The sequence below is a fragment of the Promicromonospora sp. MEB111 genome (assembly GCF_030209445.1).
Taxonomy (GTDB): Bacteria; Actinomycetota; Actinomycetes; order Actinomycetales; family Cellulomonadaceae; genus Promicromonospora.
In genome coordinates, this window is the sequence record NZ_JARVSD010000024.1 from 61262 (window position 1) to 81711 (window position 20450).

21 protein-coding genes and 1 riboswitch are annotated in these 20450 nt (G+C 73.6%); of the genes, 7 read left to right on the top strand and 14 right to left on the bottom strand.

Going from position 1 to position 20450, the window contains the following annotated elements; all coding sequences use genetic code 11:
• Entirely contained in the window at positions 1–918 is a 918-nt protein-coding gene (locus tag QRN56_RS24975; protein WP_285107866.1) for an oxidoreductase, read from the bottom strand.
• 103 nt (positions 919–1021) lie between these two features.
• Here QRN56_RS24975 and QRN56_RS24980 point away from each other — a divergent pair, with 103 nt between their 5' ends.
• Positions 1022–1876 (top strand): helix-turn-helix transcriptional regulator, encoded by an 855-nt coding sequence (locus QRN56_RS24980; protein ID WP_285107868.1) that lies wholly within the window; start codon positions 1022–1024, stop codon positions 1874–1876.
• On the opposite strand, the gene QRN56_RS24985 is transcribed toward QRN56_RS24980, so the two are convergent.
• Entirely contained in the window at positions 1873–2253 is a 381-nt protein-coding gene (locus QRN56_RS24985) for a winged helix-turn-helix transcriptional regulator (protein WP_285107869.1), read from the bottom strand. The genes QRN56_RS24980 and QRN56_RS24985 overlap by 4 nt on opposite strands.
• 125 nt (positions 2254–2378) lie before the next feature.
• On the opposite strand from QRN56_RS24985, the gene QRN56_RS24990 reads away from it, so the two are divergent.
• Both QRN56_RS24990 and QRN56_RS24995 read left to right on the top strand, forming a co-directional pair.
• Positions 2379–3269, top strand: a complete 891-nt coding sequence (locus tag QRN56_RS24990) for an NAD(P)-dependent oxidoreductase (protein ID WP_285107871.1) — start codon at positions 2379–2381, stop codon at positions 3267–3269.
• A complete protein-coding gene (locus QRN56_RS24995; RefSeq protein ID WP_285107874.1) occupies positions 3266–4198 on the top strand; it encodes an NAD(P)-dependent oxidoreductase in 933 nt (310 codons plus the stop codon). Before QRN56_RS24990 ends, QRN56_RS24995 begins: the two co-directional genes overlap by 4 nt.
• On the opposite strand, the gene QRN56_RS25000 is transcribed toward QRN56_RS24995, so the two are convergent.
• From QRN56_RS25000 to QRN56_RS25015, 4 genes are all read right to left on the bottom strand, one after another.
• A complete protein-coding gene (locus QRN56_RS25000; RefSeq protein WP_285107876.1) occupies positions 4143–5051 on the bottom strand; it encodes a GDSL-type esterase/lipase family protein in 909 nt (302 codons plus the stop codon). The genes QRN56_RS24995 and QRN56_RS25000 overlap by 56 nt on opposite strands.
• Position 5052: 1 nt before the next feature.
• The gene (locus QRN56_RS25005) at positions 5053–6258 is read right to left on the bottom strand and encodes a glycosyltransferase (protein ID WP_285107878.1); all 1206 of its coding nucleotides are present in this window, start codon (positions 6256–6258) and stop codon (positions 5053–5055) included.
• Position 6259: 1 nt separating this feature from the next.
• Positions 6260–7405, bottom strand: coding sequence for a glycosyltransferase family 4 protein (locus tag QRN56_RS25010; RefSeq protein ID WP_285107880.1), 1146 nt, complete (start codon positions 7403–7405; stop codon positions 6260–6262).
• Positions 7406–7565: 160 nt separating this feature from the next.
• The gene (locus QRN56_RS25015) at positions 7566–8882 is read right to left on the bottom strand and encodes a glycosyltransferase 87 family protein (protein ID WP_285107882.1); all 1317 of its coding nucleotides are present in this window, start codon (positions 8880–8882) and stop codon (positions 7566–7568) included.
• 101 nt (positions 8883–8983) lie between these two features.
• Between QRN56_RS25015 and QRN56_RS25020 the strand changes: the two genes are divergently transcribed.
• On the top strand, positions 8984–10213 hold the full coding sequence (locus QRN56_RS25020) for an Nramp family divalent metal transporter (RefSeq protein WP_285107884.1): 1230 nt from the start codon (positions 8984–8986) through the stop codon (positions 10211–10213).
• Between the two features lie 30 nt (positions 10214–10243).
• Here QRN56_RS25020 and QRN56_RS25025 read toward each other — a convergent pair whose 3' ends face one another.
• From QRN56_RS25025 to QRN56_RS25060, 8 genes are all read right to left on the bottom strand, one after another.
• Positions 10244–11158 carry a DUF4097 family beta strand repeat-containing protein gene (locus tag QRN56_RS25025; protein WP_285107886.1) on the bottom strand — a complete coding sequence of 305 codons (915 nt, stop codon included), beginning with the start codon at positions 11156–11158 and terminating at the stop codon, positions 10244–10246.
• Positions 11158–11817, bottom strand: coding sequence for a response regulator transcription factor (locus tag QRN56_RS25030; RefSeq protein ID WP_285107888.1), 660 nt, complete (start codon positions 11815–11817; stop codon positions 11158–11160). Before QRN56_RS25030 ends, QRN56_RS25025 begins: the two co-directional genes overlap by 1 nt.
• The gene (locus QRN56_RS25035; RefSeq protein ID WP_285107890.1) at positions 11805–13229 is read right to left on the bottom strand and encodes a sensor histidine kinase; all 1425 of its coding nucleotides are present in this window, start codon (positions 13227–13229) and stop codon (positions 11805–11807) included. The genes QRN56_RS25030 and QRN56_RS25035 overlap by 13 nt, the downstream gene beginning before the upstream one ends.
• Positions 13230–13315: 86 nt before the next feature.
• Positions 13316–14548 carry an acyl-CoA dehydrogenase family protein gene (locus QRN56_RS25040; RefSeq protein WP_285107892.1) on the bottom strand — a complete coding sequence of 411 codons (1233 nt, stop codon included), beginning with the start codon at positions 14546–14548 and terminating at the stop codon, positions 13316–13318.
• 50 nt (positions 14549–14598) lie between these two features.
• Entirely contained in the window at positions 14599–15750 is a 1152-nt protein-coding gene (locus tag QRN56_RS25045; RefSeq protein WP_285107894.1) for a Gfo/Idh/MocA family protein, read from the bottom strand.
• A gap of 19 nt (positions 15751–15769) precedes the next feature.
• A complete protein-coding gene (gene pnuC, locus QRN56_RS25050) occupies positions 15770–16456 on the bottom strand; it encodes a nicotinamide riboside transporter PnuC (protein WP_285107896.1) in 687 nt (228 codons plus the stop codon).
• A 113-nt stretch (positions 16457–16569) separates the two neighbouring features.
• Positions 16570–16706, bottom strand: a riboswitch (FMN riboswitch).
• Between the two features lie 93 nt (positions 16707–16799).
• Positions 16800–17549 carry a TetR/AcrR family transcriptional regulator gene (locus QRN56_RS25055; protein WP_285107898.1) on the bottom strand — a complete coding sequence of 250 codons (750 nt, stop codon included), beginning with the start codon at positions 17547–17549 and terminating at the stop codon, positions 16800–16802.
• 10 nt (positions 17550–17559) lie between these two features.
• A complete protein-coding gene (locus QRN56_RS25060) occupies positions 17560–17817 on the bottom strand; it encodes a hypothetical protein (RefSeq protein ID WP_285107900.1) in 258 nt (85 codons plus the stop codon).
• 23 nt (positions 17818–17840) lie between these two features.
• Here QRN56_RS25060 and QRN56_RS25065 point away from each other — a divergent pair, with 23 nt between their 5' ends.
• The 3 genes from QRN56_RS25065 to QRN56_RS25075 all read left to right on the top strand — a co-directional run bounded on the left by QRN56_RS25065 (position 17841) and on the right by QRN56_RS25075 (position 20396).
• A complete protein-coding gene (locus QRN56_RS25065; RefSeq protein ID WP_285107902.1) occupies positions 17841–18458 on the top strand; it encodes a mycothiol-dependent nitroreductase Rv2466c family protein in 618 nt (205 codons plus the stop codon).
• A 20-nt stretch (positions 18459–18478) separates the two neighbouring features.
• The gene (locus QRN56_RS25070) at positions 18479–19408 is read left to right on the top strand and encodes an LLM class F420-dependent oxidoreductase (RefSeq protein WP_285107904.1); all 930 of its coding nucleotides are present in this window, start codon (positions 18479–18481) and stop codon (positions 19406–19408) included.
• Positions 19409–19535: 127 nt separating this feature from the next.
• Positions 19536–20396 carry a poly(ethylene terephthalate) hydrolase family protein gene (locus QRN56_RS25075; protein WP_285107906.1) on the top strand — a complete coding sequence of 287 codons (861 nt, stop codon included), beginning with the start codon at positions 19536–19538 and terminating at the stop codon, positions 20394–20396.
• Positions 20397–20450 lie beyond the last annotated feature (54 nt).

Sequence of the window (20450 nt, forward strand, 5' to 3'; positions counted from 1 at the left end):
CTAGAGGTACGCCACCCCGGTCAGCTCCTCCGCGGTCGTCCACAGCCGCCGCCCGACGGCGGGATCGGTCGCCTCGGCGGAGGCCCGCACCTCCGTGACACGCCCGCGGACCTCGCGGAACCCCGCAGGGCCGAAGAACTGCCCGCCGCGCACCCCGCTCGCCGTCGCGGCGTGGAGCTGGGGGAGCGCGCCGGCCTCGACGGACTGGGTCACGAGCAGGCCGAGCCGCGCCGCCCACCGGCCGGCCCGGCCCCGGTCCTCCCAGGCGCGCGGCGTGAGGTTCGTGCCGGAGAGCCCGGGATGGGCGAGCGTGCTGAGCACCGGTGAGCCCGCGGCGCGCAAGCGGCGGTCCAGCTCGATGCCGAACACGGTGTTCGCGAGCTTCGACGCCCCGTAGGCCGGGGAGGCGCGGTAGCCGCGCTCGACCATGAGGTCGTCGAAGTCGAGGTGCGCGGTCTTGTGGGTGATCGAGCTGAGCGAGACGACGCGCGGTGCGTCCCCGCGGCCGAGCAGCGGGAGCAGCAGGCCGGTGAGCGCGAAGTGGCCCAGCAGGTTGGTGCCGAGGTGCAGCTCGAAGCCGTCGGACGTGGTCTGCCGCGGCCCCAGCAGCACGAGCCCGGCGTTGTTGACGAGCAGGTCGACCTGCCCGGTCTCCTCGGCGAGGCGGTCGGCGAACGTCCGCACCGACGCGAGCGCGGCGAGATCGAGTGCCCGTACCCGGAGCTTGGCGCCCGGTACGGCCGCGGCGATGGCGCGCGCGGCGTCGTCGCCCGCGGCGACGTTCCGGACGGCGAGGACGACGTCGGCGCCGTGCCGGGCGAGCTCGGTCGCGGTGACGAGCCCCAGGCCGGAGTTGGCCCCGGTCACCACGGCGAGCCGGCCGGTCTGGTCAGGGATGTCTGCTGCGTTCCAGGTCATGGCCGGTGACGCTAGGCCGCTCCGGCCGGGCCTCACGCGTCCTCGCCTCCCTCGGTCTGCCAGGACCACCCTGCGTCCGTCCTCCAGGCGCACACTGGTGGGCATGACGGCGGAGCAGACCTACGCGCGCGAGCTCGGCGACTTCCTGCGTGCCCGCCGGCAGCGCACCACGCCCGAGGACCTGGGGCTGGAGCCCGGCCCCCGACGCAAGGTCGACGGCCTGCGCCGCGAGGAGGTCGCGATGCTCGCGGGACTGAGCACCGACTACTACCAGCGCCTGGAGCAGGGCCGGAACGTGCGTCCGTCGGACGCCGTGCTCGACTCGCTCGCCGACGCGCTGGAGCTCGACGAGATCGAGCGGCGGCACATGCTGATGCTCGCGCGGGCGACCCGGCAGCCCGCGGCGCCGCCCGTCCGGCGTCGGCAGGAGGCGGTGCCCGCGAGCACCGCGCGCCTGCTGGCGCACATGGGGGTGCCCGCCGTCGTGCTGGGCCGCCACCTCGACCTGCTCGCGTGGAACGACCTCGCCGCCACACTGCTCGGCGACCCGGAGGCCTACCCGCCCGAACGCCGCAACTTCCTGACCGCCCTGTTCGACGAGGAAGGGATGCGGCTGCACTGCGCGGACTGGGAGACGACCGCCCTCGACTACATCGGGATGCTGCGCACCGCCGTCGCGGCCGACCCGGACCACCCGCGCGCCGTGGCCCTCGTGGGCGAGCTCAGCATCCGCAGCGCGGAGTTCCGCCGTTTGTGGGCGCGGCACGACGTGCGCGAGAGCGTGCACGGCGCCAAGCTGATCCACCACCCGCGGGTCGGCGACATCGCGATGGAGTGGGACGCGTACCCGCTGCCCGGCAGCCCGGGCCCGGTCATGGTCGTGTTCACCCCGCAGCCCGGCGCCGCCGACGACCAGCTCCGCCTGCTCGGCTCGCTCAGCGACCTGGACGCCGGCTAGGGCCGGGGGAGCGCGTCGGCGTCGCGGTGCTCGACCAGCTCCGACCGCTCCCGCCTGAGCCGGTCCACGCCCCAGGCCCCGAGCGGCGCGAGCGCGGCGTTGAGCGTGCGGCCGTGCTCCGTCAGCGTGTACTCGACGCGCGGCGGCACCTCGGCGTGCACCCGCCGGTGCACCAGGCCGTCCGCCTCCATCTCGCGCAGGTGCTGGGTCAGCATCTTCTCGCTCACCCCGGGGAGCCCGCGCCGCAGCTCGGCGAACCGGCGCACGCCGTGCTCGTCGAGCTCCCAGAGGATCAGGCCCTTCCACTTGCCGCTGACCACGTCGAGCGCGGCGTCGATGCCGCAGATGTAGGGGCCGTTGCGGGGTGCCTTCGCCATCGTGCGCTCCTCGGGTCGGGGTACGTACCAAGAGGTAAGTACCCCAGTAAATAGTGGGTACTTCCGCGATGGTACGTCGCCCGGTGAGCATGGTCAGGTCCCCACGACCTGAGGAGATCACCCGAATGACCACCCCCGGAAGCACCGGCGTCACGGTGCTCGGACTGGGCGCGATGGGCAGCGCCCTGGCCGCCGCGCTGCTCGACGCCGGCCATCCCACCGCCGTCTGGAACCGCACCCCCGCCCGCGCCGCCGACCTGGTCGCCCGCGGGGCCACGGCGCCGTCGGACATCGCCGACGCCGTGACCGCCCACCGGCTGGTCGTCGTCTGCCTGCTCGACCACGCGTCCGTGCACGAGACGCTCGACCCCGTCATCGGCACGATGCGGGGGAGCGCGCTGGTCAACCTCACGACCACCACCCCGAACGAGGCCCGCGAGCTCGCCGCCTGGGCGGAGCGGCACGGTGTCGACCACCTTGACGGCGCGATCATGGCCACGCCGCCGATGATCGGCACCGCCGAGGCATCGATCCTGTACAGCGGCTCCGCAGAGGTGTTCGACGCCGCGCGGGCCGTGCTCGACCGCTGGGCCACCAGCACGTACGACGGCGCCGACAGCGGCCTGGCCTCCCTGTACGACCTCGCCATGCTCTCGGGCATGTACACGATGTTCGCGGGGTTCCTGCACGGGGCCGCGATGGTCGGCTCCGTCGGGGTGTCCGCCACCGAGTTCGCGGCCCGAGCCACGCCGTTCCTCAGCGAGATGACGGCCGGCTTCGCCCACGACGCCGCGGTGGTCGACGGCGGCGACTACACCGTCGCGGGTCAGCAGAGCCTGGACTTCTCCGACCTCAGCCACATCGTGCGCGCCAGCGAGGAGCAGGGCGTCGACCCCGCACCCGTCGCCGCGGTCCAGGAGCTCATCAGCCGCCAGATCGCGGCCGGCCACGGCGCCGAGGGCTTCGCCCGGCTCTACGAGAGCCTCCGGGCAGGCCGGGCGGAGGTCGTGCGATGAGCGCCCCCGTCACCCTGATCGGCCTGGGCCCGATGGGCCAGGCCATGGTCCGGTCGCTGCTCGCCGCGGGCCATCCCGTCACCGTCTGGAACCGGACGCCGGGCCGTGCGGCCGACGTCGTCGCGGCCGGGGCGCGGCTCGCGGCCACACCCGCCGACGCCGTGGCCGCGAGCGACCTGGTGATCCTCAGCCTCACCGACTACCAGGCCATGTACGACATCCTCGGGCCGACGACAACGGCGCCGGCGGCGCTCGCGGGCCGCACGCTCGTGAACCTCAGCTCGGACTCGCCCGACCGGTCCCGCGAGGGCGCCGCCTGGGCGGCGGAGCACGGCGCGTGGTTCCTGACCGGCGGCGTGATGACCCCCGCGCCGATGGTGGGCACGGCGGCGGCGTACGTCTACTACAGCGGCCCGGCCGAGCTGCTGGAGACCCACCGAGCGGCGCTGGGCACGATCGGCGCGCCGCGCTACCTCGGGGCGGACCCCGGGCTGGCGCAGCTCATGTACCAGGCCAACCTCGACGTGTTCCTCACGTCGCTCGCGGCGCTGATGCACGCCACGGCGCTGCTGGAGACCGCGGGAGTGTCGCCGACGGCGGCGCTGCCGGAGCTTCTGCAGACCCTGTCCGGTACCGCCGAGATGCTGGAGGCGGGCGAGAACCCGGCCGCGCAGCTCGAGGCCGGCGAGCACCCGGGCCACCTGAGCACCGTGACGATGATGGGCGCGACCGCCGACCACATCATGGCAGCGAGCGAGGCCGTGGGGGTCGACGCCGGGCTGCCCGCCGCCGTCCGCGCGTACTACACGTGGGCCCGCGAGCACGGCCACGGCGGCGACAACTGGACCCGGATCATCGACGCGATGCGGCCGGTCAGCCCCGGCCGATCCTCCGGCGGGGGTCCAGACCCGAGTCGGCGAGGCTCGTGACCATGCTCCCGGGCTCGAACGCCCGCTCCGAGCGCAGGTCGTGCACCACGGAGCGGAGCAGGCCCGGGAGAAAGTCGCGTCCCCGCCGCACGCACCACGGCAGCCCGGCCCGCAGGAGCCAGACCAGTCGCTGGCGCGCCGACGGCGGGTCGGGCGCCCCCGGGAGCCGGGCGGCGCGGGCGGCCGCCGCGTAGGCCGGGTCGACGTCCGCCAGCGCGGTCGCGACGCCGAGCGCCAGCCGCCGGTGCCCGGCGGGCGACGGGTGCACCCGGTCGACGTGCCAGGCCTTGGCACCGGCCGGGGCGATCGCCTCCGCGGCGTCGATCACGACGACGCGTCCCCGGGCCGGGTTCGTGCCGGCGACGTCCGGGCCCTCTGCCGTGGCCGCCGCCGCGACCTCGTCGACCGCCGCGTTGATCGCCGCGACCCGGCGCCGCATCACGCGCCGGACCAGCCGGGGCGTGAGCTCGAAGAGACCGATCACGGGGAGCCGCACGAGCACGACGTCGGTCCCGGCGCGGCGCAGCTCGCCGACGCAACGGTGCAGGTCGGCGAGCGTGAACCGGGCGTCGAAGTCGCTGCGCAGCACGTCGTTCCCGCCCACCAGCACGGTGGCGAGCGCGGGGCGGAGCGCGAGCGCGGCGTCGAGCTGGGTGTCCGCGACGTCGCGGGAGCGGGCGCCGTTGGTGGCGAGGTTCGAGAACTCTGCCACGCCGAGCACGGCGGCGAGGTGCGCGGCCCAGCCGGGGCCGTGAGCGGCGTCCGGGCCGACGGTGTCGCCCACGCCCGCGGTGATCGAGTCACCGAGGGCGACCAGTCGGAAGCAGCTCTCGCGTCCCGCCGGCGCCGTCATCTCACCGTCGCCCCCCGGTGCCGACGTCCGCCAGGTCGAAGGCCTTGCGCGAGTGCAGGTCGAGCATCGCGTCGCCGGTGGCGCTCCACGGGAAGAGCTCGGCGCGGGCCCGGGCCTCCTTGCGCCGCACCTCCACGTCGCGGTCCAGCACCTCGTGCAGGGCGAGGGCGAGTGCCGACGCCTCCGGCGGGGCGGCGGCCCCGGCGGTGCCGACCACCTCGGGGAGCGCGCTCGACGAGCTGCAGACCACGGGCGTCCCGGAGGCCAGAGCCTCCAGCGCGGCGAGGCCGAACGTCTCGATCGGCCCGGGGGCGATGACCGCGTCGGCGCAGGTCAGCAGGGTTGCGAGGCGGTCGCGGTCGGGGATGAACGAGAGGAACCGGTGCGGGAGCCCGGCGGCCTCGGCGCGGCGCCGCATCTTGGGCAGCAGCGGTCCGGAGCCGGCGACGACGAGCCGCACGGGGCGCCCGTCACGCACGAGCTGGGCGGCGGCGTCGATCGCGAGGTCGGGCCGCTTCTCCGTGGACTGGCGGCTCGCGAGCACGATGAGCGCGGTGCCGGGCGGCGCGTACTCGGCGCGGGCCTCGGCCGAGTACCGGTCGGGCCGGAACCGTTCCAGATCGACACCGAGCGGCACCCGGTACAGCGGCGGCAGCGTGGTGCCCCGCACACGCTCGGCCAGGCGCTCCACCTCGCCCGCGGCGAAGTGGGTGGTGGCCACGAGCCGGTCGAACCGGGTGAGCGTGGCGAGGTTGTACCGGTCGGCGAGCGCGGGCGTCGCCGCCGCGCCGAACTCGGCCGCGTAGCCGCCCTCGGCGCCGCCGGGGAGCCAGGACCGCAGCACGCCGTCGACCCGCTCGTGCAGCATCATCAGCGACGGGATGCCGGCCTCGCGCGCCCAGTCGCCCAGGCCGGCGAGGGTGGTGCGGTCGCTCACCTCGAGGCGGTCGGGCGCCAGCGTCTCCAGCAGCCCCCGCATCTTGCCGGGCCGCACCACCGCGCGGTACCCGCCGCTGAACGGCACGCGCGGCGCCGCCAGGCTGACCACCCGCACCCCGTCCACGTGCGTCACTCCGTCCCGCCTGTCCGGCACGACGAGCACGGGTTCGTGCCCCCGGGAGAGGTACTGCCCGGCCATGGCGTGCATCGCAGTTCGGATGCCCCCGGAACGAGGGCTGTAGAAGTTCGCGACGTGGACGATTCGCAAGTTATACCTCCGCTGAGCCGGCTCTCGCGTGCACCCGGATCGCGTCGTCGTAGTGCCCCATGAGCTCGGAGCAGATGTCGTGCCACGTGCGGCCCTCGGCGCGCTCGCGCGCCGCGGTCCCGAAGGCCCGCCGCTTGCGCTCGTCGCCCACCAGGTCGACGACGCGGGCGCGGAGCGCCTCGTGGTCACCTGGAGGGTACAGCCAGCCGTCGTGGGAGTGCCGGACGATGTCCAGCGGGCCGCCCGCGGCGGGCGCGACGACGGGGACGCCGCTGGCGTGCGCCTCCTGCAGCGTCTGGCCGAAGGTCTCCAGCTCGCCCGGGTGCACGAACACGTCGAGGCTCGCCATCGCCCGGGACAGCTCGGCCCCGCGCAGCAGGCCGGTGAAGTGGGCGGCGGGCAGGACCTGCCGCAGCTCGTCCCGCTCGGGCCCGTCGCCGACGATCACGAGGCGCACGTTCGGCAGGTCCTGCACCACGCGCAGCGCCTCGACCTGCTTCTCGGCGGCCAGGCGGCCCACGTAGCCCACCAGGATCTCGTGCCCGGCACCGACCCGGCGGCGCCAGGCCTCGTCCCGGAACTGCGGGTGGAACGCGCGCGTGTCCACGCCGCGGCCCCACAGGCGCAGGTTGGGGATGCCGTGGTTCTCGAGCTGGCGCATGGTCGCGGTCGACGGCGCGAGCGTCATCGTCGCGCGCTCGTGGATGTCCTTGACCCGCTTCCAGAGCAGCGGCTCGAAGTGGCCCAGCCCGTACCGCGCCGCGTAACCGGGCACCTCGGTCTGGTAGACGGCGACGCTCGGCAGGCCCAGCCGCTCGGCGGCGAGGATGCCGCGCCAGCCGAGGATGAAGGGGGAGGCCAGGTGGACGACGTCGGGCGCGAACGTGGCCAGCGTGCGCTCGGTGCGCCACTTCTTGCCCACGACCAGGCGCACGTCCGGATACCCGGGAAAGCCGATGGAGCCGAGCTCGACCACGGGGGCACCGCTCACGAAGGGCGGGACGTGGCCGATCGACGCGTCGGCGTCGGGCGCGAGGACCATGGCCTGGTCCCCACGCTCGTGAAGGTGCTCAAGGACCCGCAGGACGGAGTTGGTGACTCCGTTCACCTGCGGGAGGAAGCTCTCCGCAACGATGGCTACTCGCACGCTACGAACCTGCCGGTCGTCGATGTCCGGACGAAGTCCTCCGTGCGGCGAGTCGGGGAACGGGTGGCGTCGAGACGGTAACCGCTACACACGATGTCACAATCCTGACCGTAGCGGAGCCACCAGGCCCCTGGCATGGGGAACACCCCTGAAGTGACCCTCAACTCGTTCTGGTCGGCACCTTGCGGGCAAAGGCGAGCTGGGACAGCCGGATGATCGCGCCGACGAGCAGGGCCACCAGCAGCACGTTGCGCAGCGCGCCGACGCTCGTCGCCAGCGGCCAGCCGCCCAGGAACTCGCCGTACCGGAGCGGGTAGATCTCCATGGTCAGCCGGGCCACGACCAGGGTGCCGACCGCGGGCACGAACCACGTGCGCCGCGTGCCCTGGCTGCGGCTGCCGAGCGCGATCGCCGCCGCGACGGGCGGACCGATCCACGCGATGAACTGCGGCGAGCCCACCTTGTTGAAGACGATCAGCGCGAGCAGCTCGGCGGCCGCGCCGACCAGCAGGATGTCGCCGACGCGCTCCGGCCGGCGCCGGGCCGCCCACCAGATCAGGGCCGCGATCAGGAGCGCGGCGACCGGGAGGGCCACGTCGAGCGCCTGCGCGACGGCGTCGGCGCCGTCGCCGAGCACCTCGTAGGTGAAGATGACGTCGTCGTACTCGACCTGGATCGAGGAGTCCCAGAGCCGGGCCACCGTGAACGGCGTGGCGGCGACGGCCTCGACCTGCAGCTGCCGGTCGCCCTGCTCGCCGAACACGTCCAGCACGTTGTCCTGGCCGCCGCCCGCGAAGGCGATGCCGATGACGACGGCGGACACCGCCGCGCCCGGCAGCACCACGTTCCTCAGGAAGGCCTTGGCGTCCGACGCCGTGGCGGCCAGCGCCAGGGCCACTGCACCCGGGGCGATCTTGATCCACGCGCCCACGGTGGCCAGGGCCATCGCGAGGGCCGGCCGCCGCGCCGCGATCAGCAGGGCGACGAGGATGATCGGCGCCAGCAGGCCGTCGAGCCGGCCGATCCAGATGGGTCCGAGCATGACGAGGAAGAACAGCCAGAACCAGACGGCGGCGCGCCCGTGGGGCTTGGCCCGGCCGAGCAGGGCGACGGCCCCGGCGTTGGCGGCGGTGACCATGCCCATCCATACCCAGTCGTACGCGGGCGTGGTGTCGGTGAACAGCGCGGGGATCGTCATCGGTCCCAGGGCGCCGAGCGGGTAGACCCAGGCGTAGGTGAACACGGGCCACGACCCGGTGTTCATGCCGTTGCGGACCCACCACTCGTACAGGTTCACGTCGCCGAGGATCTGCCCCCCGAAGACCCAGGCCTGAAAGATGATCCAGGCGTGGGTGAGGGCGAACGCGACCCACAGGGCCGGCCAGGACGAGAGCACGCGGACGGCGGACCGCAGGATGTCCTGGCCCACGGCCTTGGGCGATGTCGACAGGTCTGACGGGCTCGGCACGGGCCACATCCTTGCACTGATCGAGGGCCGCGTCGGCGATCGGCCGGGACGGGTACAAGTTCGGACATTCGCGAGTTAGAGTTCGGGGACCCGAACTTTCTGGAGCCCAGATGACTCGCACCGCCGCGCAGCCACGTACCGGCCGCGCCCGCCTCTTCGTGCTGCTCGGACCCGCCTTCGTGGCGGCCATCGCCTACGTGGATCCCGGCAACGTGGCCGCGAACCTCACCGCGGGCGCGCGGTTCGGGTACCTGCTCGTCTGGGTGCTCGTGGCGGCCAACGCGATGGCGGTGCTGGTGCAGTACCTGTCGGCCAAGCTCGGCGTGGTCACGGGCCGGTCGCTGCCCGAGGTGCTGGGGGAGCGGCTGCCCCGCCCGGCGCGGCTGGCGTACTGGGCGCAGGCGGAGGTCGTCGCCGCGGCGACCGACCTCGCCGAGGTGATCGGCGGTGCCATCGCGCTGAACCTGCTGTTCGGCGTGCCGCTCGTGCTGGGCGGCGTCATCACCGGGGTGGTGTCCCTGCTCGTGCTGGCGGTGCAGCAGCGGCGCGGCCAGCGGGCCTTCGAGGGCGTCGTCACCTCGATGCTCGCCGTGCTCACGGTCGGCTTCTGCGCCGGCCTGTTCTTCTCCCCGCCCGACCCGGCCGCCATGCTGGCCGGCCTCGTGCCCCGCCTCCAGGGCGCCGACTCCGTGCTCCTGGCCGCCTCCATGCTCGGCGCCACGGTGATGCCGCACGCGATCTACCTGCACTCCTCGCTGGCCCGCGACCACCTGCACGCACCGTCCACGTCGGTGCCGCGCATCCTGCGCGCCACGCGCGTCGACGTGGTGCTGGCCCTGATCCTGGCCGGGAGCGTGAACATCGCGATGCTGCTGCTCGCCGCCGCGAACCTCGCGGGCCGGGAGGGGACCGACACCATCGAGGGCGCGCACGCCGCCATCGCCGGCACCCTCGGGCCGGTCGTGGGCGTGCTGTTCGCGGTCGGGCTGCTGGCCTCGGGGCTGGCGTCCACGTCCGTCGGGGCCTACGCGGGGGCGGAGATCATGTCCGGCCTGCTCCGGATCCGCGTGTCGCTGCTGACCCGCCGCCTGGTCACGCTGCTGCCCGCGATCGTGCTGCTCATGACCGGGATCTCGCCCACGTGGCTGCTGGTCGTGAGCCAGGTGGTGCTGAGCTTCGGCATCCCGTTCGCGATGATCCCGCTCGTGCGGCTCACCCGGGACCGCGAGCTGCTGGGCGAGCACCGGAACGCCGTGACCACCCAGGTGCTGGCCTGGGTGGTCGCGGGCGTGATCGTGGCGCTGAACGTCACCCTGCTCTGGCTGACGTTCACCGGCTGAACGTCGCGCGGGGCGGGCCGGCGACGTCGCCTACTCGTCGAGGTAGGCGACGTCCCCGTTCGAGCTGCGCATCTCGACGGTGCGGGCGGCATCCGGGTCGACCGGGCCCTCGACGATCTCGTCGCCGTTCGACGTCCGCATCGTCAGGGCCACCGGCTCGCCGTCGCCGTGCACCGTGATCCGGCCGTTGCTGGTCTCGGCGTAGACGTTCCCGGCCACGGCCGAGATCTCCACCGACCCGTTGCTGGTCGTCGCCGAGGCGTCGCCCGTCACCGAGTCGACGGTGATCCGGCCGTTGCTGGTGTCGCCGGTGACCGTGCCGTCCACGTCGCCCACGGAGATCTCGCCGTTGGAGGTGGAGACCTCCACGTCGGCGCCCGCGTTCGCGACCGTGATGTCGCCGTTGCTGGAGCGGGCCGACAGCGGGCCGGCGATGTCGGTGGCCTCGACCCGGCCGTTGCTCGTGTGCACGGACACGTCGCCGGCCACGCCGCTCGCGACGACGTCGCCGTTCTCGGTGCGCACCACCACCTCGGTGCCGGCGGGCAGCGTCACGTCGAGCTCGCCGGAGCAGCGGGAGAAGATGACGGACGACCCGCAGCGGTGCGTGATCTCCAGCCGGTTCGCGGACTCGTCCGCCGCGTACCGCGGCTCCCGCACGCCGCTGTGGGCGACGGCGTCCACCACGACGTCGCCGTCGCCCGCGGTGACCGTCACGTCGCCGTCGGCGACCAGCTCGACGGTCTCCGCGGCCGCGTACGTGTGCCGGGTCGTGGTGGTCTCGGACACCATCAGGTCCACGAGGAACAGCGCCCCGAAGCCGACGACGACGACTCCGAGCACCACGCCGAGCGTGGTCAGCACGCGGGCGGTCGCCCCGCGCTGGGGCGGCACCGGCGGGTATCCGGCGTCCTGCACGTAGTCGTCCGGGGGAGGCTGGGTCATCAGCGTGCTCCGTTCTGGTCGAGCCAGCGCAGCACGGCGAGCACCCGGCGGTGGTCGTCGGCGGCCGGCGGGAGGCCGAGCTTGGTCAGGATGTTGGTGACGTGCTTCTCCACGGCGGCCAGCCCCACGACGAGGCGGTCCGCGATGGCGGCGTTGGAACGTCCCTCGGCCATGAGCGCGAGCACCTCGCGCTCGCGGCGGGTCAGGACGTCGAGGTCGGAGCCGGGATGGCGGGCGATGATCTGCGTGACCACCTCGGGGTCAACGACGGTGCCGCCCCCGGACACCCGGGCGACGGCGTCGAGGAACTCGTCGACGTCGGCCACGCGGTCCTTGAGCACATAGCCCAGGCCGCGCGCGCCGCGGGCGAACAGCTCGCTCGCGTAGCTCTGCTCCACGTACTGCGACAGCACGAGCACGGGCAGGTCCGGGTGCAGGCTGCGCAGGTGCACGGCGGCGCGCAGTCCCTCGTCGGTGTGCGACGGCGGCATGCGGACGTCGGTGATGAGCAGGTCGGGCAGCGGAGCCCCCGGCGTCGACAGCGCGAGGACGAGACGGTCGGCCGTGCCGTACCCGGTCACCTCGTGGCCCTCCGCCACGAGCAGGCGGGTGAGGCCGTCCAGGAGGAGCACTGAGTCCTCCGCGATCACGATGCGCACGGGACCTCCACGGTCAGGCGGGTTCCCGCGCCGGGCGGGCTGTCGAGCTCGAAGGTGCCGTCCAGGGCCGCGACCCGGCCGCGCAGGCCGGCGAGGCCGCTGCCGGGCGACAGCTCGGCGCCGCCGCGGCCGTCGTCGGACACCGCGACGCGCAGGCGCGCCGGGTGGTCGTCCGGCACCAGGCTCGCGTGCACCAGGACCATGTCCGCCGCGGCGTGCTTGGCCACGTTGGTCAGGGCCTCCGCGACCACGAAGTACGCGGCGGCTTGTGCGGCAGCGCTGGCGGGCGAGAGGTCGCCCGTGACCTCCACGCGCACCGGGACCGGGCTGCGGCCCGCGAGCGCGGACAGGGCCGCGTCGAGCCCGCGGTCGGAGAGGACGGCGGGGTGGATGCCGCGCACCAGGTCGCGCAGCTCGGCGAGGGTCTCCTTGATCTCGCGGTGCGCGAGCTCCAGGGCGGCGACGGCGTGCTCGGGGTCCTTGTCGGCCAGCCGGCGCGCGACGCCGAGCTCGACGCCGAGGGCGACCAGGCGCTGCTGGGCACCGTCGTGCAGGTCGCGTTCGATGCGGCGGCGCTCGGTGTCGGCGGCGGACACCGCCGCGGTGCGCGACTCGGTGAGCACCACGGCGCGCTCGCGGGCGGTGTGCGCGGCGGCCTCGGCCAGGCGCGTCTCCCGCTCGGCGGCGGCGGCGCGGGCATGGGCCACCTCGGCCGCGGACGGGCCGAGCAGGACCGTCGCGAGGCGCACCATGAGGTACGACCCGTACTGCGCGAGGGCGGCGGCCGCCCACCCGAGCACGACGGCCCCGACGAGCGCGCCGACCACGGTGGCCGGCCAGGACAGTGCGATCGAAACCGCCACCCGGTCGCCGGACCATTCGGCGAGGGAGCTGCCCCGGCCCAGTGCCACGAAGGCCACCGCGGCGGCCGCTCCCGCAGCCAGGCCGGTGGAGACCGCGAAGAACACGGAGGTCAGGAGCATCGCGAGGAACGCATAGAGCGTGGCTGCCCAGGCGCGGCCGTCGCGGATCGGCGCCCACAGCCTCGACCAGAAGCCGCGCGGTGCGCTGCCCAGGGGCAGTGGGGCGGGGATGGCGACCCCGGTCTGGGCGGCGATGCGGGCGCGCTCGGCCGCGCCGAACCAGCGCGCCGCGACCAGGGAGATCGCGAGGAGCGGGAGCCCGATGCCGAGCGCCGGGACGATCCCGGCCGAGACCACCACGAGGATCCACAGGATCAGGCCACCCGTGAGGTGCCAGATCCAGCCGACCGCGAGGGCGGCGAAGGCGCGTCCGGTGGCGGCGTCGTACGGGGCGCGGAAGAACGCCGGGCCCGAGACGAGCGCGGGGGCCACCTGGTCCGCGAGGGTGCGGGGCGGGGGCGCCGGCGTCGGGCCGTCATCGCTGGTCATGGACACGACACTAGGCGGACCGGCGCCCCCGGCACATTGAGTGACCCCACCGGGTGCGGGTGGGGTTTTCCCTACCTACGGAGCGCTCAGGCGAAGGCGCTGGTGCCCGTGATCTCGCGGCCGATGATGAGGGCCTGCATGCTCTCGGTGCCCTCGTAGGTGTGCAGGGCCTCGATGTCGGCGAAGTGCCGGGCCACGCGGTTCTCCAGCAGGATGCCGTTGCCGCCGAGCAGGTCGCGGGCGATCGACGCGATCTCGCGGGCGCCGCGCGTGCAGGTGTACTTCGCGAGCGAGGCCTGCGGGCCGGTGAGCTGCTCGGCCTCGTCGAGCCGTGTCATCTGCTTCACGAGGAGCTGCATCTGGGTGAGGATCGACAGCATCTTCGTCAGGCGCTCCTGCACCATCTGGCTCGCCGCGAGCGGCCGGCCGAACTGCACGCGCTGCTTGGCGTAGGCCACGGCCGTCTCGTAGCAGGCGATGGCCTGCCCCACGGCGCCCCAGGCCACGCCGAGCCGCGTGGCGAACAGCACGCGGCCGGTGTCCTTGAAGGACCGGGACTTGGGCAGCAGGCTGTCGGCCGGCACGAACACGTCGTTCAGCACGATGTGCGCCTGGTGGATGGCGCGCAGGGAGAGCTTGCCCTGGATGGTCGTGGCCTCGTAGCCCGGGGTGTCCTGCGGCACGATGTAGCCGTGGACTGCGTTGTCGCCGCCGTCCCCCACGTGTCTGGCCCACACCACCGAGATGTCGCCGATCGAGCCGAAGCCGATCCACTTCTTCTCGCCGTTGATCACGTACCCCTCGACGCCGTCACGCGTCTCCTTCACGGCGGAGGTCTCCAGACCCACGGAGTCCGAGCCGTGCGTGGGCTCCGTGAGCGCGAAGGCGCCCAGGATCTCGCCGCGGGCCATCGGGCCGGCGTACCTCTCGATCTGCTCGTCGGAGCCGAGCATCACGATCGAGCGCAGCGCGAGGCCGCCCTGCACGCCGCAGATGGTGGTCACGGAGCCGTCGCCGCGCGACATCTCCATCGCGGACAGACCCTCGGCCATCTTGGAGATCTTCGGGAAGCCGGGCACGTCCACGCCGTCGCGCAGGAAGTCCAGCTCGGCCATGCGCTTGACCAGGTCCATCGGTACCTCGTACCGCTCCCAGTAGCCGTCGATGACGGGGAGCACCTCGTCCTGCACGAACTGGCGGACGGCGAGCTGCTGGGCCCGCTCCTCCTCCGTGATGTCGGCGAACACGCCGGCGAAGTCGATGTCGAGCGGTTGCGAGACGTCGTAGGCGGGCGCCGTCACCCCGGGGGTCTGAGTCATGCCTCCCATGGTGCGCCGGTACCGGATCTCAGGTCAAGCGATACTACGTCTCACCCGATCGACGCCTCGGTGTGGCGGCAGGCGTGCCCGTGCGCCCACGGCTGCGGCCGGGTCCGCACCCGTTCGCCCGACGCCGCGGCGCGGCGCACCTCGAGCTGGAGGTACTGGTCCTGCGCCGCCTCGGCCACGGAGTACGGCGGCGTCGCCCCGTGCAGCACGTGGTCGGCCATGTCGGCCACGATGCGCGCGATCGACAGCTCGTCGTCGGGCAGGCGGGCTGGGCGGAACGCGTTGCGGTACGCCCACTCGCCGTCGAGCGTGTACCCGCGCAGGAACAGGCCCTCGTGGCTGCCGGCGCCGCCCGCGGCCACCCGCTCCAGCGTGGAGCGCAGGGGCTGTCCGTCGGTACCGATCGTGCGTACGACGTCGTCGCGCAGCTCACCCCGTTCGCCGCGGACCAGCAGGGCGGGGGAGCGGACCCAGGAGCGGTACTGGACGTCGTCGAACTCGTAGGTGCCGAGGCGGTCGCCGAAGTCCAGCCACGCGGTCGCGTGCACGGTGTCGACGAGGGTGAGGTCGTCGGGGTCGTCCGCCCGGCTGGGGCTCGGCAGCACCCGGCGGGCGTCGCGCCGGGCGGTGATCTCGACGTCCTCGAAGCCGGCGCCCAGGGCGCGGCGCAGCACGCTGATGCCATGGTAGTCGTGCGCGACGGCGACGTGCGCGTCCGTCACGGTGCCCAGCAGGCCGGACGCCGCGACCGCGAGCTGCGCCTCGATCAGCGGCTCCAGGTGGTACTGCTCGGCCACGTGCACGCAGGCGCCGTCGTCCACGAGCCGCTGCAGCGCGGCCAGCTCCTCGACCGTGCCGGCCGCCGGCGTCTCCGTGAGCACGGGTACCCCGGCGGCGGCCAGGTCGCGGATCACCGGCTGGGCCGCGCCCGCGGGGAGCGTCAGCAGCACCAGGTCCGGGGCGCCGCCGTCGAGCAGCTCCGGCACCGAGGCGAAGGCCGGGGCGGGAAGCCCCGGCAGCCCGGCGGCGGGCAGGCCGCGGCTCGCCAGCCCCTCGCGGTCCGCCGCGTTGCGGGTGGCGACCCCGGCCACCTCGAAGCGGTCCGGCAGGGCGTGCAGCACCCGCAGCATGGTGCGGGCGCGAAAGCCCGAGCCGACGATCCCGATCCTGGCCGTGCGCTCCTGTGCGTTCACGAGCGCCGACGGTACGCGATCAGGCCGTCGCGACCGCCGTGCGGTCCGGCCCGGCGTTCTCCCGGCGGCTGATGCGCCACCACGCGAAGAAGCCGAACAGCGTGAACGCCCCGTAGATCACGTACATCAGCGCGGTGGCCCAGTACCCGGCGGAGAACAGCAGCGGGACGCCCACGAGGTCGACGGCCACCCAGATCAGCCAGAACTCGACCCAGCCCTTGGCCATGCCGTAGGTGGCGAGCACGGAGCCCGTGAAGATCCAGGCGTCGGCCCAGACCGGCTCGAACGAGCCGAGGGCGCGGAAGAGGGGGGTCAGGAGCAGGGTCCCGGCGAGCATGCCGGTCACGAGGCCGATGCGGACCCGCCACGAGGCCCAGCGCGGGTGCACCGCGACGGTGCCGGCGCCGCCGGCCCGCTGGGTCTGCCGCCAGCGGTACCAGCCGTAGATCGAGACCGCGATGAACATGATCTGCCGGGCGGCCTGGCCCAGCATGTCGGCCCGCCCCGTCTCGCCGAACCAGGAGCCCATGAAGACGGTGAAGAGCAGGATGTTGCCGACGATGCCCACCGGCCACGCCCACACCTTGCGGCGCAGGCCGCCGAGCGCGGAGGTCAGGCCGAACAGGTTGCCGATGACCTCGCGCCAGTAGATCTGCTGGTCGCCGACCAGGAATGTCGCGTCATAGGCGGCGCGGAACCAGTCCATTTCTCTTCCCTCTCCAGGTCCGCACACGGGGACTCCGGGGTGAGGGCCGGCGCGCCACGAGGGCGCCGACGACGGTGCGGTACCGGGACCCCGAGGGGTCGACGGCGCGCGCCGCACGTGCTTCCTCCCATCCGGACTTTCACCGTCGGTCCTGGAGTTCCACCAGGTCAACCGGGTTCTCCCGAAGGAGCGACCCGGGTCGCGGACTGTCACCGCCGGCTCGGAATTTCACCGACCCCGGAGCACGTGTGCAACTGCTGCTGCACGATGTCTAGCGGAACACAGGATGCCACGGCGGCATTCCCGGCCGGAAGCACCGCAGGCCTCGGACGGCCGCCGGGTGTCAGACGAGCGCGTCCCGGACGGCGCGGGCCACCTCGTCGGGACCGGCCACCCCCTCGACGACGGTGACGACGACGCGGCGGGTGACCGGGGTGCCGTCGTCGGCCAGGGGGCTGGCGGCCGTGCCGAGCACGGCGGCGCGCCGCAGGTCGGCGAAGGCCTCCTCCAGCTCGGGCCGCAGCTCGAGCGACGGCGTGCGCAGCCAGCGCCGCAGGATCGCGTTGTGCACCGCGACCACCGAGGCCGCGAACGCGATCGACGCCGTGGAGGCGGAGCGCTCGGGCGGCAGGGTGTCGCGCAGGTAGTGCGTGAACGCCCGTTCGTAGCGGTGCGTGGTGATGAGCTCCCGGTCGCGCAGGGCCGGGACCTGCTGCAGCAGGGCGTACCGGGCCAGCGAGGTCTCGCGCTGGCCCACGTGGTGGTCGAACACCATGCGCGCCGCGCGGCACACCTCGAGGTACGGGTCGACGTCGGGGTCCCAGCCCCGGCCCAGGTCGTGGCCGGACTCCTCGCTCGCCCGCGCGTCGGGGCGGGTCGCGGCCAGCATGACCACCACCTCCTCGAGCAGCAGCTCGTGGTCCGCGAAGACCACGTCCTCCTTCGAGCGGAACCGGCGGAAGAACGTCGCACGACTCACCTTGGCGGCGTCGGCGATCTCCTCGACGGTGGTTCCCTCGTACCCCTGTCGGGTGAACAGGTCCACCGCGGCGTCGACTGCCTGCGCGTGCGTGTGGGTACGGACGGCGGTCATGCCAGGCAGGCTACCGCGTGTCCCCCGGGCGCCGTGAAGAGTCTTTGAGCGAAGAATGCGGTTCATGATGCGAATTTTCCCGTTTGCCGGAGATCTTCCCTGACTGCAGTCTGCGCAGGTAGCGCACCTCGCGCACGGCCATCAGCAGGCCGAGAACACCGGGTACCGCGGACCACGGATGACCGAGGATCACACCCACCAGACACACCAGAAAGATCACCCCGCCACCCACGACGGTGGCGAGACTTCCCCATCGGATCCCGGTCACGCAGTGAGCGTAGTCTGCTGCGCGTGACCGAGACCGCAGCCCGTCCCGTCGTCGACGTCTACGTCGACCCCCTCTGCCCCTTCGCCTGGATCACGTCGCGCTGGGCCCTCGAGGTGGCCCAGATCCGCGACGTCGAGCTCACCTTCAAGCTGATGAGCCTCTACCTGCTCAACAAGGACCGGGACATCCCCGACGACTACCGGGCGCGCATCGAGCGCTCCCGCGGGATCGGCCGCGTCGCGGCGGCCGTCCAGACCGACCACGGCCCCGAGGCCTTCTCGGCCTTCTACACCGCCGCCGGCACGCGCATCCACAACCAGCAGGACAAGGACTTCGACGCAGTGGCCGTCGCGGCGCTCGCCGAGGCCGGCCTGCCCGCGGAGCTCGCGCGGGCCGGGGTGTCGGAGGACTACGACGAGGAGCTCGCGGCCTCCCACGAGGCCGGCATGAAGCCCGTCGGGGACGACGTCGGCACGCCCACCCTCCACGTCGACGGCGTCGCGTTCTTCGGCCCCGTGCTCACGCGCATCCCGCGCGGCGAGGAGGCGGGCGCGCTGTTCGACGCCTCGGTGGCGCTGGCGCGCTACCCGTACTTCTACGAGATCAAGCGGTCGCGCACCACCGACCCTCAGTTCGACTGACCGACGGCACCAGAGGAAACATGACTCTCGACCTGCGCATCTTCATCGAGCCCCAGCAGGGCGCCTCCTACGACGACCAGCTCGCCGTCGCCCGGGCGACCGAGCGGCTCGGGTTCAGCGCGTTCTTCCGCTCCGACCACTACCTCGCCATGGGTGACCGCGACGGCCTGCCCGGCCCCACCGACTCCTGGATCACGCTCGCCGGGCTCGCCCGCGAGACGTCCACGGTGCGGCTCGGCACGCTCGTCTCCTCGGCGACGTTCCGGCACCCCGGCGTGCTGGCCATCCAGGTGGCGCAGGTGGACCAGATGTCCGGCGGCCGCGTGGAGCTGGGCCTCGGCACCGGCTGGTTCGCTGCCGAGCATGCCGCGTACGGGATCCCGTTCCCCGAGAAGCGGTTCGGCATCCTCGAGGAGCAGCTCGCCGTCGTCACCGGGCTGTGGGGCACGCCCGTGGGCGAGAAGTTCTCCTTCTCCGGCGAGCACTACCAGGTCACCGACTCGCCGGCGCTGCCCAAGCCCGCGCAGGCGAAGATCCCCGTGCTCGTCGGGGGCGGCGGCCCGCGCCGCACGCCCGCGCTGGCGGCGCGGTACGGCGACGAGTACAACCAGTCCTTCCCGGAGATCGACGCGATCGGCCCGCGGATCAAGGTGGTCGAGAAGGCGCTGTCCGACGCCGGGCGCGCGCCCGGCTCGATCGTCCAGTCCGTCGCGCTCGTTGCCGCGATCGGTCAGGACGAGGCCGAGTTCACCCGCCGCGCCGCCGCGATCGGGCGCGAGCCCGGCGAGCTGCGCGAGCACGGCATCGCCGGCACCGTCGCCGAGGCCGCGGACCGGCTCAAGGCCCTGGAGGCAGAGGGTGTCCAGCGGGTCTACCTGCAGGTGCTCGACCTGGCGGACCTCGACCACCTCGACCTGGTGGCGCGCGAGGTGCGCCCGCAGCTCGGCTGACGCGTCCTCGCCTGGCTCCCGGGCCGCCCCGTCACCGCGGGGCGGCCCGTTCGCTTCCGCAGGCCGTCGCGGTGAATGTTCCCTAGGGTCGTCTCAGCCGCTCCCCGCGACGCACCCAGGAGAAGTCATGCAGAGCTTTTCTCGTGTTGCCCGTGCTTCTCTGGCAGCGACGGCGCTCGTCGCCGGGACGTTCGTCGTCGGGCCGGCCGCCGCTGCCGGCGGCGGCTTCCAGCGGGGTCCGGATCCGACCGAGGCGAGCGTCGAGGCGCCGCTGGGCGCGTTCGACGTCGGCGTCGCCGTCATCTCCCGGGCCGCCGCCGTCGGGTTCGGCGGCGGCACGGTCTACTACCCGACCGACACCTCCGAGGGCACGTTCGGCGCGGTCGCCGTCTCGCCGGGCTACACGGGCACGCAGGCGAGCATCGCGTGGCTCGGCCCGCGGCTGGCCTCGCAGGGCTTCGTGGTCGTGACCATCGACACGTTCACCGGCGGCGACTCGCCCGCCAGCCGCGGCGACCAGCTCCTCGCCGCGCTGGACCAGCTGCGGGACACCGCGGTGGCGGACCGGATCGACCCCGCCCGCCTGGCGGTGATGGGCCACTCGATGGGCGGCGGCGGCAGCCTGGAGGCGGCCAAGGACCGGCCCGGGCTGCGGGCGGTCGTGCCGCTCACGCCGTGGAACGTGGACAAGACGTTTCCCGAGGTCAGCGCACCGACCCTGGTGGTCGGGGCCGAGCGTGACACGGTCGCCCGGGTGCGCCTGCACGCCGAGCCGATGTACGAGTCGCTCCCGGCCGGTGGCGACAAGGCCTACCTCGAGCTGCGCGGCGCGAGGCACGACGCGCCGAACTTCCCCGACCCGACCATCGCCAGGTACAGCATCTCGTGGCTCAAGCTTTACGTGGACGACGACGAGCGCTACGCCCGGTTCCTCTGCCCCGCGCCGGAGCCGGACGAGCAGATCAGCGAGTACCGCGGCACCTGCTGACCCGGCCGCACCTGTTGACCTATAGGATCCGCGCGACAATCCCGTTGCGAGATC